This window comes from Corynebacterium alimapuense (assembly GCF_003716585.1).
Classification (GTDB): Bacteria; Actinomycetota; Actinomycetes; order Mycobacteriales; family Mycobacteriaceae; genus Corynebacterium; species Corynebacterium alimapuense.
Map to the genome: position 1 here is coordinate 687,557 of NZ_PTJO01000003.1, position 15,348 is coordinate 702,904.

12 protein-coding genes are annotated in these 15,348 nt (G+C 55.7%); 7 read left to right on the forward strand and 5 right to left on the reverse strand.

The window, feature by feature from the left end:
• Positions 1-64: 64 nt before the first annotated feature.
• On the reverse strand, positions 65-1,489 hold the full coding sequence (locus tag C5L39_RS04545) for a YeeE/YedE thiosulfate transporter family protein (protein ID WP_123047661.1): 1,425 nt from the start codon (positions 1,487-1,489) through the stop codon (positions 65-67).
• Positions 1,490-1,678: 189 nt separating this feature from the next.
• Here C5L39_RS04545 and C5L39_RS04550 point away from each other — a divergent pair, with 189 nt between their 5' ends.
• The 5 genes from C5L39_RS04550 (at position 1,679) to C5L39_RS04570 (ending at position 9,914) form a co-directional block, all read left to right on the forward strand.
• The gene (locus tag C5L39_RS04550) at positions 1,679-3,385 is read left to right on the forward strand and encodes an FUSC family protein (protein WP_123047662.1); all 1,707 of its coding nucleotides are present in this window, start codon (positions 1,679-1,681) and stop codon (positions 3,383-3,385) included.
• A 494-nt stretch (positions 3,386-3,879) separates the two neighbouring features.
• Positions 3,880-5,835: a BCCT family transporter gene (locus C5L39_RS04555; RefSeq protein ID WP_123047663.1), complete on the forward strand. Its 1,956-nt coding sequence runs from the start codon at positions 3,880-3,882 to the stop codon at positions 5,833-5,835.
• A 75-nt stretch (positions 5,836-5,910) separates the two neighbouring features.
• On the forward strand, positions 5,911-6,846 hold the full coding sequence (locus C5L39_RS04560) for a hypothetical protein (RefSeq protein WP_123047664.1): 936 nt from the start codon (positions 5,911-5,913) through the stop codon (positions 6,844-6,846).
• A gap of 48 nt (positions 6,847-6,894) precedes the next feature.
• Complete coding sequence (locus C5L39_RS04565; RefSeq protein ID WP_123047665.1) at positions 6,895-7,593, forward strand: YoaK family protein; 699 nt, start codon at positions 6,895-6,897, stop codon at positions 7,591-7,593.
• 1,133 nt (positions 7,594-8,726) lie between these two features.
• Positions 8,727-9,914: an alpha/beta hydrolase gene (locus tag C5L39_RS04570; protein WP_123047666.1), complete on the forward strand. Its 1,188-nt coding sequence runs from the start codon at positions 8,727-8,729 to the stop codon at positions 9,912-9,914.
• 216 nt (positions 9,915-10,130) lie between these two features.
• On the opposite strand, the gene lepA is transcribed toward C5L39_RS04570, so the two are convergent.
• Positions 10,131-11,975, reverse strand: coding sequence for a translation elongation factor 4 (gene lepA / locus C5L39_RS04575; protein ID WP_123047831.1), 1,845 nt, complete (start codon positions 11,973-11,975; stop codon positions 10,131-10,133).
• A gap of 251 nt (positions 11,976-12,226) precedes the next feature.
• Between lepA and C5L39_RS04580 the strand changes: the two genes are divergently transcribed.
• Together C5L39_RS04580 and rpsT are read left to right on the forward strand one after the other, a co-directional pair.
• Positions 12,227-12,814, forward strand: coding sequence for a type II toxin-antitoxin system PemK/MazF family toxin (locus C5L39_RS04580; protein WP_123047667.1), 588 nt, complete (start codon positions 12,227-12,229; stop codon positions 12,812-12,814).
• A gap of 203 nt (positions 12,815-13,017) precedes the next feature.
• Entirely contained in the window at positions 13,018-13,281 is a 264-nt protein-coding gene (gene rpsT, locus C5L39_RS04585) for a 30S ribosomal protein S20 (RefSeq protein WP_123047832.1), read from the forward strand.
• A gap of 63 nt (positions 13,282-13,344) precedes the next feature.
• Here the strand turns inward: rpsT and C5L39_RS04590 are convergent, their stop codons facing one another.
• From C5L39_RS04590 to holA, 3 genes are read right to left on the reverse strand one after another with little or no spacing between them, the layout of a single operon-like run.
• Entirely contained in the window at positions 13,345-13,989 is a 645-nt protein-coding gene (locus C5L39_RS04590; RefSeq protein ID WP_123047668.1) for a LysE family translocator, read from the reverse strand.
• On the reverse strand, positions 13,986-14,375 hold the full coding sequence (locus C5L39_RS04595; RefSeq protein WP_123047669.1) for an ankyrin repeat domain-containing protein: 390 nt from the start codon (positions 14,373-14,375) through the stop codon (positions 13,986-13,988). The genes C5L39_RS04590 and C5L39_RS04595 overlap by 4 nt, the downstream gene beginning before the upstream one ends.
• 11 nt (positions 14,376-14,386) lie before the next feature.
• Complete coding sequence (gene holA / locus C5L39_RS04600; RefSeq protein ID WP_123047670.1) at positions 14,387-15,340, reverse strand: DNA polymerase III subunit delta; 954 nt, start codon at positions 15,338-15,340, stop codon at positions 14,387-14,389.
• Positions 15,341-15,348 lie beyond the last annotated feature (8 nt).

Genomic DNA, 15,348 nt, shown 5'->3' on the forward strand with positions numbered 1-15,348 from the left:
GGCCGGTGGAGACTACATGCATAGTCTTCACCGGCCCCGGCCGAATGCTGATTGTGCGAAAGATTTAGCCCTTGCGAACGCTAATCTGCCAGCCGGCGTCACCGTCGGCGTGGAAATCAGTGACCTCGTGGCCTTGTTCGGCCGCCCACCGCGGGATGGATTCGGTAGCCTGGGTGCAGTCGAAATCGATGACCAGTTCCTCACCACTTTCGAGGCTGTCCATCACATCCTTAGCTTCAATGAGCGGGAAGGGGCAGACTGCCCCGAGAGTGTCGAGGGCGTAGCGACCTTGTCCGAGCGAGCGAGCCTTATCGACCGAGCGTGACTTGGTCTTTAGCGCTATTGTTCCCGTCGCCACGGAGAATGCCGGGGAGGTGTTGTCTTCAGTAGCGTCGTCGGTGCTGGTGAGGACAGAGTCCTCAGCGGAAGTGAGGTGCTCTCCGAGGGAATCCTCAGTCGAGTAAGTACCAGAGTCGTCCGTCAAGGTTGCCTTAGCCGGCTTAAGCCAGAGCTTGGCACCAACGCCAACTCCCAAGCCCATAAAGATCAGGGCAACCCAGCCTTGGTAGCTAAACAATGAGGTCTGAACCATGCCGTTACCCACGGTGCAGCCGCCAGCGAGTGCGGCGCCAATACCCATGAGGCTGCCGCCGGAAATCGCCCGAGTGGCGGTCTTAGCATCGGGGACTCGAACCCGGAATTCACCGGTGGCACGAGCAGCAAAGAAGGCGCCAATGAACAGGCCGAGTACGAGCATGACGCCCCAGTCGATGCTGTCGGTGTCGCCGTTGACGGTGTAGATAGCCAGGTTGGCGGTCGGGGTGGTGATACCCAGGCCGCTGTTGCGTCCGGCGGCGGCTGAGAGTGGCCAGGCGATGACTCCGATAATGCCGACGAGGACGCCAGCGGTGTAGACATGCAGCGGTCGCTTCCATACTGATCCGGTCAAGGTAGCAATCTTCGGCTGAGCAGCTTCCTTAGCAAGGAAGTGACGAGCCAGCAGGAAAGTGCCAATAGCCAGCGGGATAGCGAAGAACCATACCGAGAGCCCGAAGGTCTTTGGGATAGTGGTCAGCTCCGTGCGGTAGGAGGTCATCCATTCAGTCAGCGGCACCAAAGCGCCAGTCTTCATCGCAGCGGCTGAGAGTGCATAGAACAGCAGAGCGATCCACGAGCCAACTAGGCCTTCGGCAGATCGGTACCAGGTGCCGGATGCGCAACCACCAGCAAGGATGATTCCGATGCCGAAGAGGAAGCCTCCGATAACTACGGCAAACGGTGCGAAGGTGTTGTAATTCGGGGAGATAACACCGGCGGAGGTCAACGCGGCGATACCGATGGCGTGCACCGAGATGACGATCAACAGCGCCACAAAATTCCGCCAGGTCTTCTGCAAGAAGATGTCACGCAGCATGCCGGTTACACAGAACCGCCCGCGTTGCAGGACGATGCCGAGGACTGCGCCCACGACTAAACCGGTCAAGATCATGAATCTGCCTTTCGTTAAAGTCTCACCATTTCGTCGGTGACATTAGACCTTATGTACCGATTTGTCTATACCTTGTGAACTAGCCTGTATATAAATTGGTTCAAGAGCCCTATGCCACCTTGGCCTCGACGTCGACATACCCTGGCGAGCAGCAGTTAATTATCCGCCGAGATAAGGACCTCCCGACCTATGAGCGCGCATGAGAGCCCCATCGATGCACCTCCTGCTAGACCTCGGCCCTGGCAGCTGTTTACTGCGTTCAACACCCCAGGACCCCGCTGGCCCAGCGCGCTGCGCGCTGGCTTATCGATGGCACTTCCCTCAACGATTGCCCTAGCCCTCGGGCTGCACGTGGAGCTGCTGTTAATCGCAGCTGGATCCTTCACCGTGATTTACGGCGAGGGCTATGCCTACCGAGCTCGGTGGAAGGTACTACTGATTGCTGGCGCATTCTTCGCTAGCGGAGCGATGGCTGGTGCCTTCGTCGGGACCGTCGTCTGGGGGCAGATCTACGCAGGCGGCAGCAGCTGGTGGCTGATGATCACTGTTGCGTTTACCACCACCATCGCTGGGGTTGGGGTCTACATCGCTAACGCCCTGCGGTTGCCACCGCCTGGGCCGTGGTTCATCTTGCTGGTGGCTGGAGCTTCCACCATGACCTACCGACTAGGCCTCAACCCGGTAGAGGTAGCCGCCTGGTCACTTCTAGGAGTCGCTTCTTCAGTGGTCGTCGGCATGACTCCGGCACTATTTTTCCCCCGCGGTCCAGAAGAACAAGCCCTCAAAGTGCTCGAGCACACAGTGGCGAATCTCGAGCAATCGCCACCGGGATCCCCAGTTCCTTTCGCATTGATCCACCAGGCCCAAGCCGCGCTCAACCACACCTGGTTCACCTTGGTCGATGCCGGAGTGATCCATGCCGGGCGAATAAAAGATCTCCGCCGTCGCGGCTTAGTAGACCGCACTCTCCACGCACAAGCCATACTCGCTCGCGCACACTCTGGAGAGTATTCTCCTGCCAACGATCTGACTGACACCGTCTCCTATATTGACCCTTCGCGGCTACGAATCCCCCATGCCAGACCGTCGATCAGCTATCGCCTCTATCGTTCCGTACATTCTTATAGCCACGCCTCGATGACCGCTATTCGAGTAGTTATTGCCTGCCTTGGCGCGGGTTTAGCCAGTATCCTGCTCGGACTAGATCGCCCAGACTGGGCCATCATCTCAGCGTTGCTCATTTTAATGTGGGGACCCGAGCGCATTCCCGGCACCATCCGCGGACTCCACCGACTATTGGGCTCGATCCTGGGCATTGGGCTCTACATGGTTTTTTACGCACTAGAGCTCGACGGTTGGGCCTTAATGCTTGCGATTTCGGCCTGCCTATTTTTCTCTGAGATTTTCGTTGGCCGCAATTACGCCTTCGCCGTTATTTTCACCACCCCCATCGCACTCATGCTTGGTGGGGCGATGGAATTGTCGGCTGCACAAACAGCTATCGACCGCACAATTGAGATCCTGCTATCGGTAGTTTTCGCACTGGGAGCACTGTGGCTCTACAAACCGAATGCCGAGCCTTTTCATCACTCACGACTACAGCACCGATGCCGCAGAGCGATGGGAGCGCTGCTGGGTACCTTGTTGACTTATATCCCGGATCAAGCTCTCGAACTGCGCCGCGATTTGCAATATGAACTTTTGAGCGAACGGCGAGCTGCGCAGTCCCTAGCTGCCAATAGCCCACAATTGGCCCAACAACGTTGGTCGGATCATCTCAGCCTCCAACGGGTGGGATATGCGATCCTCGATCACTGCGAAGCTCACCCAGATCAACAGCCCTCACTCACGGAAATTACGACTCTGGCAAAAGGGATTCAATCGACTGAATCTTAAAAAAACCTCGCAACGAACGCCGCCTCCCGGCAGGAGTGGCGACCGCCGCGATGGGCAATCTCAACCGTTACCTTCGATCAGACTTCAGATCACACTCTGGTTGTTGCCAACCAGTTCCTCAGAAGTTCAAGGACCCATCTCTCTCGTGCCGAAGCAAGTCCTAGAACTTCTACGGGAAACCCACCACGTTGGCGGCCTGTGCGCGAGAGGACCAAGGCTAGCTGGGTGAGCCAAAGGCACCCACTAGTCACCTGCGCAAATAGTGCTTCTTTGCCTGCAAGCACTGGACAATGTGCCTTTGATATGACTGCTGTGACACCCCACCCAAACTCACCTAGGCACCCGATTCTGTCGCAAATAGACGTCACTGGTGTTTTTCTCAACTGAACCCAAGAAACACTGCCCTGGTTTGCGGTTGATGAGTCAGTGCCCAACAATAGAACTAATTCACTCCTAATTTGGCCTGTCAAGGGGCCATCGAAAGGTAACTACCTGTGCCCTCACAGCCTGACAGTACCGAGTCCGCTCAATCGGACTCAGATCATTCTATTTCCAACTATCCGCACGACCTTCACCCAGGACTCGTCCGTGGCATCGATGTTGGGGAGCAGCGCAATCTCTTTGGCATAGATAAGATCATCTTTTTTGTTACCGCGGTGCTTATCGTCTCATTCATCGCTTGGGGTGTCATCTCCCCCGAATCAGTTTCTGAAGTATCCTCCACTGCCTTTAGTTGGGCAATGACCAACGCTGGTTGGCTGCTCAACTTCGTCATGACTATCGGGCTAATCCTCATGCTCTATATCGGATTTTCCCGATTGGGCCGCATCCGACTAGGTACCGATGACACCAAACCGGAGTACAGCCGGTTCAGCTGGATCGCCATGATGTTCGGCGCTGGCATCGGTGTCGGTATCTTCTTCTACGGCCCCTCCGAGCCTATGACCTATTTCCTCTCACCTCCTCCGCATACCGCGGAGGCTGGCACTCCTGAGGCCATCCACCAGGCAATGGCACAGGCTCATTTCCACTGGGGCCTGTCCCCCTGGGCAATGTACTCCTTGGTGGGCGGCGCGATTGCTTATTCTTCCTACCGTCGTGGCCGAGTCCCGCTAATTTCCTCAGTCTTCAAGCCACTGTTTGGTTCTCGCGATACCGATGGCCCCATGGGCAAGCTCATCGACATCATGGCCATCATTGCCACCCTGTTCGGCACCGCCGCAACTTTGGGTCTGTCTGCAGTCCAAATCGGCCATGGAGTGGAGATCATCTCCGGAGCAGGACCGCTGGCAAATAACACTCTGCTGATCATCATTGGCGTGCTAGCGATAGCGTTCATTATCTCTGCAGTCTCTGGTGTCTCTCGCGGTATCCGTTATCTTTCGAATATCAACATCAGCCTCACACTGGGCCTTGTGGCCTTCGTGTTTCTATTCGGCCCCACGTTGTTCCTGTTTAACCTCATTCCTTCCGGTGTCGCCGTCTACCTCGACGAACTTTTGCCGATGATCAGCAAGTCACTGTCTTGGGGCGAAGAAACGGTTGAGTTCCAAAGCTGGTGGACCGCCTTCTACTGGGCTTGGTGGATCGCTTGGACTCCGTTTGTGGGCATGTTCATCGCTAAGATCTCCCGTGGTCGAACCCTGCGCGAATTCGTTCTCGTGACCATGTTGGCACCGACGACTATTCTGGTTTTGGCCTTCACAGTATTTGGTGGCACCGCTATCCGCCTTAGCCAAGAAGGCGTAGAAGGATTCGATGGCACCGATTCTTATGAGCAAGTCCTCTTCGACATGTTTGCTCAGCTGCCGCTGGCACAAATCACTCCGTTCCTGCTTATGGCAGTCTTGGCGATCTTCTTCGTCACCTCGGCTGATTCTGCTTCGGTAGTGATGGGCACCATGTCTTCCAAGGGAGATCCCGAGCCCAACAAGGCAGTTGTGGTGTTCTGGGGCCTGTGCATGATGGGCATCGCTGTGGTCATGTTGCTGGCTGGTGGTTCGACCACGTTGACCGGCTTGCAAAACCTCACCATCCTCATCGCCTTGCCATTCTCAGTGCTCCTGCTAGTCATGATGGTCGCCTTTGTCCGTGACCTACATAGCGACCCGGCAGCCATTCGCCGGACCTATGCTCGGACGGCCGTCGAAAATGCGGTCTTCCGCGGACTCGAAGAATACGGCGATGATTTTGAGCTCACTGTCGCCAATGCCCCAGAAGGCCGTGGAGCCGGAGCAAGCTTTGACTCCACCAAGGACTCGGTGACCGACTGGTACCAACGCACCGATGAATTCGGCAACAATGTCGAGTACGACTACGACACTGGCGAATATGCCGACGGTTGGACCGCTGGCTCCACAGATAGCGCGAAGACTACGGATGATACTAAGCCTGAGACCGAAAATCCTGGTTCGTGGACTGATGATGCCCACGATGGCACCCCGCGCTAGACCCTTTACTCCAGCCAGAACTCCCACTACGATGTGATCTATAGCACTATTACATCGTAAGGGATGTGTCCTGCCATGGATCTTAAGGCCCGTGCCCGCTCGGACCAGTTCACTGTGGAACTGATCCGAGCTATGCCACAGCTGTCCATTCCGCAGGCGCTTTCTGCCTCCATTCAGCTTTCTGGGTCAGTGGATTTTTCCCATTTTCAGGATTTCAATTCCATTCGGGGGCTAGTAGCCGGCTTGCAGCTGCGTCCCCTCTCCGAGTGGGAAGCCTTTGGCTATGCCCCAACCGAAGATGCCCCCGCTATAAAGCTGGAAGTACCTCGGGAAAAATCTACCGCCCCAGTGACACTTGCCGATCACTATCTCTCCGCACATACCCGGCGAGTTTCCGATGAGGCTACCCACCTCATCCCGCATGACAAGTGCGTCAATGGCTGGCGCCGGCGGCTAGGTTCCGCCACCGCACCCTCCCCGAGGTATGCAAATTTCACCACCAGCGAACGCGGACGCCGGATCCCCCAGCGCAGGATAGAAATGTTGGGCAATCTCTGGAAGGTTGGCGCCGTCGCCAGCTGGGAATTGATCCGTGAAGATGCAACTTCGTGGTGCCATCCGGACTACTACCCTCAAGCCGGGGAACGTCCGCATCCCGGTACTACGAACACAATTGCGTGGTACCACATCCGTCTCCATCCAGATATCGGAAGAGACGCCGTCGTCGAGATCGCCCGCTGCTTGGCCGAAATCTCGCTAGGATACGTCGAGAAATTTTGGGGCCCAGAGTCCGAACCAGGCACGCTACGCGGCCCGGAATCTGAAGCCGCTGCCTATATCGCTTTAGAAAGATTGTGGGTCCCCCAACGCAGCCGCCATACCGATTGGTTCCTGCGCTATAAATCCGGCGAGCCCATGGACACTGACTTCCGCTGGGAGGCGGTATTCCGCGCGGCCGCGGAAATTGAAGACATCCTCAGAGGGGACACAGAACCTGTCATCGCGCACTAGACTAGATGAGTCAAAGATCTACTCATCAGCTCCAGAAAGTAGTCTCACGTGCGCAGCTACACCGCCGCCGAGAAGAATCTGGCGGTAAGTTTCGCGTTCATCGCCGGATTCCTCGACTCTGTCGGCTTCATCTTCCTCGGTGGCGTGTTCCTTTCCTTCATGTCCGGCAACACCACCCGAATCGCCACCTCTGCGATTGAAGGCGACACCGCTCTAGCCTGGCTGGCGGGCTCCGCGGTCTTCTTCTTCATCATCGGCGTCATGGAAGGCGCTTTAGTTAGGCGTCTGGCGATGCAACGCCTGCATCCGGATCGGATTCGTGAGGTGGTGATGGCAAACCTCTGCGTGCTATTTACACTTTCCTCAATCCTCGTGCTTATCGACGCCCCCCGTGCCGCCATCATCGTTGCCTCCTTGGGCATCGGCTCCATGAACAGCATTTTCGAACGATCCGGGGAAGTGTCGATCCCCTTGACTTACATGACCGGCACGCTGGTAAAGATGGGTCAACGTTTTGTCGATGCCTTCTTCGGCGGCACGCATGAGGCTTGGTTAGGGCATTTCAAAATGTGGATGGGCTTGTCCGCCGGAGCCTTCTTTGGTGCGATGACCTACCAAAACTTAGGCATGCACGCCATCCTTATCGCCACCGGCCTAACTATGCTCATCAGCCTGACCGCAGTCATCATCCGAATCAAGGGTCGTCGCCATGGATCGATTGTCCGTGAGGAAGTTGCGCCTTTCTGATGCGCCTAAGATCTAGGCGATAACCGACTGCGCGGAGGTTCATCTCTCTCACATCGAGACCACCAGGCATCTTGCAGTCCTTTATTTAGGTCAAAAGAACTCGATGATCCAATTTTGGGCAGCGATGAAACGACAAGACGATGTCCTATGCCCCTAACAGGGTCTGAGCCACCTTCCCAAATCCGCCGCACCTTCACTGAGAGAACCACAGAGACCATGAGCCTCCACGCTCTGCGGGGTGGCCCAATGATTAGAGAAGTCAACAGCCTACTGGAGTGCTTATAACTGTCCCCTTAGTCAGAATTACACCAATAGGCGAAATCCACTCCCTGCGAAACATGAATTTTCCCGCACCCCCATCTCAGCCACTGCCGCCGGCCCCCACGCGCTAGCCACCATAAACTCTGCCTTGCTCAAAGTGCCGATGGACTATCCAGCGCTTCTAGCGGAGCAACCGCAGCTTTCGAAGGCGAGTCCTACTGCGATGACGTCATCGCGCTGGCAACCGGCGCAGTCCTAGAAAGCGGTAGCTCAGCTGCACCCAGAACCTTGACCAAGCCCTGAGCGATTTGGGAATGAGCGAGGAGAACTTACACCATCAACGACAAGGGAGACGGTGTGTATACCTGGAACACGATCGAACCCGTCCTCGACGTTATCGACTATGGCCAGTTGTCACATTTACTGGCAATCATCGTGATCCCGGGAAATAGCTGTTCACTCGCACTGCACCTCCCACCTATTCCTCTAGGTCCACCGCAAGACATGCAGCGCGAATGAACACTACAACGGCAAAAATCCCCCTTTTCAACGCCCGTTAGGTTCACCGACTGGCTTGGAGAGCGATCTTTTTTTGATCCACAAGAACGCATTTCACCGGCCAGGAGACAATGCTGCGATGAACGCCCCCTGCGCAATAGGAATAGTGCCGATGATCTCAACACGCTTCCTCAATCCACCAACCAAGGATCAACGACCTCAGCTTCACTGCAATCTTGATGTCTTAACGCTGAGCATAATCACAGTGGATAATCACAGAAAAGGCATCAATTAAACATCCAGCCTTAGAAAAGGCTAATAATAGATCTCAATCTTTGGGAAAAGTAAAACCTTTAAGTTAGATTCCTTGAGTGATGCATAAACAATCCCGCACTTTTTTCTCAGTTATCGCAGCTGCCGCCCTCGCAGTAGGTGCTGCTTCACCTGCCGCTGCGCAAAGTAGCACTGATGAAGCCTTCGAAACCCTTCAAGGATCCATCGCTTTCGGCGAAGGGTCCGTTGTCAGCTCCAGCCAGTCAATAGCTTCTTCTGGTTCTTCTCTTGATGCCACCCTCAGTTCGCTATCACTGTTGGGATCCTCAGAGATTCCACTGGGTGGAGGGCTTACCTCCAGCGATTCTGATTATCCTTTGGCAACTCGCCAGATTGATACCGCTGAGATCGTCGACAAAAGTGTCATCGATGCTGAACAGCGGCTCGAACGCTGGACCGTTGCCTCCCCGAATATGCAACGCGATGTCTCCGTCCAAATCATGAAATCCGCAGATTCCACTGCAAATTCCCCCATGCTCTATCTATTTGATGGAATCAGCGCTCCCTATAACTCGGGGTGGTTCCGGGAGGGAGATGCCAATTCAGTATTCGCAGAGGAGAATGTCACTCTGGTATTGCCGAATGAGGCTCCCGGCTCCCTATACTCAGACTGGGTGTCCGAGGATCCCGCATTGGGCGTGAATATGTGGGAGACCTTCATTGTTGAAGAGCTTGCGCCTCTGCTTGAAGCGGAGTCAGAGCTCAATTTCAACGGCAAACGCGGAGTCGGCGGTCTCTCGATGGGAGCCATCGGCGCGGTGAATCTCGCCAATTCCAACCCCGATATGTTCGACGCTACCTTCGGCATCTCCGGATGCTATTCCACCCTCGACCCCATCGGTCGGCAGATGGTCAATCTAGTCACCGGATCACGTGGTGGCGACGTCGAGAATATGTGGGGCACATTCGGTTCCCAAGAGTGGATCGACCACGACGTAGTCAGCCATCCCGAAGGTCTAGCCGACATGGCGGTTTATCTCTCTGCCGCTGACGGCGCAATCACTGAGACAAACCGGGCGCACTACGCTGGCGATGTAATCAGTATGACTGCGGGTTCTGTCCTAGAACGAGGAGTTCTCAGCTGCACCGAGGATCTCGATGCAGCGATGACCGACCTGGGGATGACTCATCATGTGGTCCACTACAAAGGTCCTGGCGTGCACAATTGGCCTAATTACCAAGAAGAGCTGCCCTTGGCTTGGACTTCCGTTAAATCTTCCTTGTACTAAGCTCCCTTCGGTAGCGCTGTCAGTGGCGCTACCGTGATCTCGGGAATTAGCGGGTAATTAGCACCGCACTTCTAGTCGGTTGCTACAGAAAACTGGCCAGCACCGCGGTGCGAATAACCACTCGAATCCAAGCCACCACGGCATCACCGATAATCCCCCTCACAACCAGTTCGAAATCTGGCAGTGAGGGGGAGATTTTTCATCCGTGAAGTCACCTTAACCGTCAGTAGACAGTGCCGCGACGAACGCTTCCTGTGGAACAGAAACCGAACCGATGTGCTTCATCCGCTTCTTACCCGCTTTTTGCTTCTCTAGAAGCTTGCGCTTACGCGAGATGTCACCGCCATAACACTTGGCTAGGACGTCCTTACGCATAGCCCTGATGTTTTCACGGGCAATAACCTTGGAGCCGATAGCAGCCTGAACGGGCACCTCGAACTGCTGGCGAGGGATCAATGACTTCAGCTTCACAGTCATCTTATTGCCGTACCACTGGGCATTATCACGGTGAACAATGGCGGAGAAAGCATCGACTGGTTCGCCCTGCAGAAGGATATCCACCTTGACCAGATCAGAAGTCTGCTCGCCGACCTCCTCATAGTTGAGGGAAGCATAGCCCTTAGTCCGGGACTTGAGCATGTCGAAGAAGTCGAAGATAATCTCGCCCAGCGGCATGATGTATCGAAGTTCGACGCGGTCTTCAGACAGGTAGTCCATGTTCTGCATCTCGCCGCGCTTGGATTGGCACAGCTCCATCGTGGTGCCAACAAACTCGCTCGGCACGATGATGGTGACGTTAACAATCGGCTCATGAATTTCCCGCAGTTTTCCACCCGGCCAATCCGAAGGATTATGCACGCGGTGTTCTGAACCATCTTCCGCAACGACTCGGTAGTCCACCGACGGAGAGGTGGAAATCAAATCTAGGTCGAATTCTCGCTCCAAGCGATCCCTGGTGATCTCCATATGCAGCAGACCAAGGAAGCCACAACGGAAACCAAAGCCCAAAGCCACAGAAGTCTCTGGCTCCCAAGTCAACGAGGCATCGTTGAGCTGTAGCTTTTCCAGAGCTTCCCGCAATGCCGGGAAATCTCCCTGGGAAATGGGAAACAGGCCTGAGTACACCATGGGCTTAGGTTCGGCATATCCCTGTAGTGCTTCTTCTGCACCGTTGACCGCCCAGGTGACGGTATCGCCGACCTTGGACTGACGAACATCCTTCACACCGGTGATCAAGTATCCAACCTCGCCTGGCCCCAGCCCGGAACACTTTTTCGGAGTTGGGGAAACAATGCCGATTTCCAGCAAGTCGTGGGCCGCACCAGTAGACATCATCTTGATGCGCTGACGCTGGGTCAACTTGCCATCCATCATACGAATATAGGTGACCACGCCACGGTAGGTGTCATAGACAGAGTCGAAGATCATCGCACGTGCAGGTGCGTCCACGTTGTAGTCAGAACTCGGCGGTGGGCATAGTTCGCATACTCGATCTAGCAGTTCAGGAACGCCAACGCCGGTCTTACCAGACACCCGAAGGACCTCTTCGGGTTCGCAGCCGATGATATTGGCTACCTCAAGCGCATACTTATCCGGATCAGCTGCGGGAAGGTCAATCTTGTTGAGGACCGGAATGATCTCCAAGTCCTTATCAATAGCCATATAGAGGTTAGCTAGTGTCTGGGCTTCAATACCTTGAGCAGCATCGACCAACAAGATGGCACCTTCACAGGCTTCCAGTGCACGGGAGACTTCATAGGTGAAGTCAACGTGGCCAGGAGTATCGATCATCTGCATAACAATCTCTTGGCCCAGCAGCGGGCCGGATCGCGGGATCCACGGCAGACGCACGTTCTGCGCCTTGATGGTGATTCCGCGCTCACGCTCGATATCCATGTTGTCGAGGTACTGCGCGCGCATGTCACGGACATCAACCACCTCCGAAAGTTGGAGAATGCGGTCCGCGAGGGTCGACTTACCGTGGTCGATGTGCGCGATGATGCAGAAGTTTCGGATCCGGGCGGGATCGGTGAACGTCTGCTCTGCAAATTTCCTGGTCAACTGATTCCTTATCCGATCGGGCTGGACGGGCACCTCAGTGACCGGCCGCAGGGGGAAGTCCACATAAATTGCGATCTACCTCTCTCAACGCATTGTACCTGCAGGTCCGACAAAGCTAAACGGCTGCCCTCCGGGGGCGCCGCTCCAAGGTACTTGCGCTATTGCCTCCACTAGGACGCCCCGCGTCTTTTAGCAACCGATACACTGGACCAAAGGTTTACCCCACCAGCTCTTTCCAGGATGGTTTCCAGATGGGCATTAAGACACCACGGTCACACACCGACAGCGACACTTATGCCGAAAAGCCGGGGTTTAAGACTCGCATTCGCCAGCTGTTAGCAGGGCCTACCTCATCCCCACTTGAGACCGGCTTGTCTAGGATCAATGACCGGCTCGGGTTAAATAGTGGCCACCAAGGCGACATCGGCCGAACTCAAGCCGCAAAGATTCGTGTTGAGGCGACGGGGAGAATTTCTCGCAACGTCTATTACGCCCCCGATATGGATGGCCAGGCCGAACCCGGAGAGGTCGTCTGGGTCTGGACTCCTACAGATGGGGCCGAAAAACTACCTCGCGAACGCGCCATGCTGGTGATTGGAAGGGACCGTCATGCTGTCTTGGGCCTGCTGATTTCGCCCAACCCGAAACATGAAAATGACGACGCCTGGCTGGATATCGGTGCTGGCGAGTGGGACCCCGCAGGTAGGCAGTGTTGGGTTCGGCTCGACCGAGTGCTGGAGGTCTCCGAATTAGCAGTTCGCCGCCAAGGTGCGCTCTTTCCCCAGCGGCGCTTCGACCGCATTGCCAACCGGCTACGCTCCCGCTACCAATGGGGCTAGAGAAATTAGCCTCAGTACTTTGAGCTAGTACTTAGCAACTGCTAGGATCTATCTGTTATTCATCTTCTGGATGCGTTGACTGGGACGGGCAGGACCTTGGGTCCGTTTATCAGTTGTCAGCGCCGAATGGCCCTAGTGGCCAGGGGTGTATCCGGCTGGTGGGTTACCAACACCATTTTCTTCGAGACCAAGAGGTATTTTTCATGGCTAACATCAAGTCCCAGCAGAAGCGCGTTCTCACCAACGAGAAGTCTCGCCAGCGCAACCAGGCTGTTCGTTCCGCTGTCCGCACCGAGGCCCGCAAGTTCCGCGCGGCCGTCGAGGCCGGCGACAAGGCTGCTGCCGAGCTCCAGCTGCGTGCCGCAGGCCGCGCCTTGGACAAGGCCGTCACCAAGGGTGTTCTGCACCGCAACAACGCCGCCAACAAGAAGTCCAACATGGCATTGGCTTTCAACAAGCTGGGCTAATACCCTTCTTGCTTAAGATTCCCGGTTCCTGGTTCACCAGGAACCGGGTTTTCTTTGCCCTACTCAGAGTAGGTCAGCCATTCCTCGCATCAGCAATATTGCACCTACCAGCAAAAATAGGACTCCTGAGATGATGTCAATGCTCGGGCCCCACGCTAGTAGGCGACGTCGCATAGCGGAAGTAGATATCACCAGCGCCATCGTCATCTGCGCCACCAACGCCGATAGTGCCAACAAAGCGACTACTAAGACAGACAAGCTTAGCGATGGCTCGGCGGGCAATAGTGGGGCAATCATCGCCGAGAGGTACAGCACGATCTTCGGGTTGGACAGATTGGTGCTGAGTCCGTACCAAAATGCTGAGCGCAAGGATCCCAGCCTGGCGATAGCTTCAGTCTCATTGGCTGGCGGGTTGAGCCGCTGAGCTAGACCACCGACGATCTGCTGGTAGCCCATCCACAACAACCATCCGCCGCCGATGAGCTGCACCAGTCCCAAGATCGCTGGGAAAGCATTAAGCAGTGCTGCGGCTCCCAAAACGGTAAGGGTGCACCAAAACAACACTCCAATTTGGATGCCTGCGGTCGCCGCCAGTGCGTGTCGACGCGAGCGCGTAGCCATCCGGGTGATCAATAAAACATCAGGTCCAGGGGATGCGGCACCTGCCAGATTCAGCGCCAATAAAGCACCCAGTTGCGCTAAGTTCACTCCTCCACACCGAGGCGGATGAGTGCATCGGTCATCTGGAACATTCGAGCGGTCTCCACCGCAGAAGGGTGACCTGCGTGCGGATCTGATCCCGCTTCGATGAGCACATCGACTACTTCGTCGTACTTCTTAAACAGCGCACCAGCCAGTGGTGTTTGTCCGCGCTGATTTTGCTTATCGACGCCCGCGCCGCGCGCCACCAAACCACGGACCAAGTCAGCATGCCCGCTATAGGCAGCAAACATCAGCAAGGTATTGCCGTCTTCATTGGCTAGGTCTGGGCTGACGCCGTTGTCAACGTAATCAAGCAATACCGGCTCACCTGTGCGCGCCATATCGAACAAGCGGGTGGCTAGTTCGCGGACATCATCGGGAATCTCACTCATAGCTGCTTAGTCTATCTCGCAAGCTCAGAGATCTGACGTACTGCATATTCGATAGCGAACTCTGGGTCTCCACCCTGCCCTTTTACCTCGGCATTGAGTTCCGCAACGACCATGACGGCTTTGGAAACATCATCTCCCGACCAGCGCCGAGCAACTTTTGCAGTCTTTTCCACCACGAAGGGATGCATCCCCAACGATCCAGCCAAAGAGCGATAGTCACTGGTACGGGTGGAATATAGTCGGGCAATCGCCCCGACTTTGCTACTGAGCGCTGCAGCCAACGCCACTGGGTTCATGCCCAGCTGCAATGCGCGGCGCGTACTAGCTACCGCACGCGCAGTCTGACCATTGACTGCCAAATCCGCGATATCAAATCCAGAAACTTCGGCAACGCCCTCGTAATAGGAACGCACCGTAGCCACAGTGACCTCACCATTGGTATCCGAGACCAGCTGAGATACAGCGGAGGCCAGCTCTCGAAGATCAGAACCCACCCCCTCAAGCAGCGCGTGCACTACATCCGGAGTGGGACGCACTCCGTGGGTACGAAACTCATTAGTTACCCAGGCTGGACGATCCCGTGGCTTGAGTGGGTTGGCCTCATGGACTTGGGCGAGCTTCCGAAACTTAGCCACCATCGCTTTCTGCCGGCCGCCACCAGTGTGTTGAATAACCAGATGAATCCCAGGCGCCACATCACGACAAGCCTTGAGCAAAATCTCGGTGGGCTCTTTGCCGGCTAGTTCCATCCGGGTAAAGACCACCACACGATCCTCGCCAAAGAGAGAGGGGCTGGTGGCATCAATAAGCTCAGGAACGGTGACATAGGAACCACGCAGAGTGGTCACTTCCAACTCCGCGCCCGCTGGAAGTTCTTCACGTACGGCCAAAACCAGGGATTGGCGAATGCGTTCAGCAAGGAAGCTATCCTCGCCAAGGATCAGGTGAACAGGGCCCACAGACATGACTACTA

Coding starts and splice junctions, on each gene's coding strand:
- C5L39_RS04545 (WP_123047661.1), bottom strand. CDS start 1,489: ATGATCTTGACCGGTTTAGTCGTGGGCGCAGTCCTCGGCATCGTCCTG.
- C5L39_RS04550 (WP_123047662.1), top strand. CDS start 1,679: ATGAGCGCGCATGAGAGCCCCATCGATGCACCTCCTGCTAGACCTCGG.
- C5L39_RS04560 (WP_123047664.1), top strand. CDS start 5,911: ATGGATCTTAAGGCCCGTGCCCGCTCGGACCAGTTCACTGTGGAACTG.
- C5L39_RS04570 (WP_123047666.1), top strand. CDS start 8,727: ATGCATAAACAATCCCGCACTTTTTTCTCAGTTATCGCAGCTGCCGCC.
- C5L39_RS04580 (WP_123047667.1), top strand. CDS start 12,227: ATGGGCATTAAGACACCACGGTCACACACCGACAGCGACACTTATGCC.
- rpsT (WP_123047832.1), top strand. CDS start 13,018: ATGGCTAACATCAAGTCCCAGCAGAAGCGCGTTCTCACCAACGAGAAG.
- C5L39_RS04595 (WP_123047669.1), bottom strand. CDS start 14,375: ATGAGTGAGATTCCCGATGATGTCCGCGAACTAGCCACCCGCTTGTTC.
- holA (WP_123047670.1), bottom strand. CDS start 15,340: ATGTCTGTGGGCCCTGTTCACCTGATCCTTGGCGAGGATAGCTTCCTT.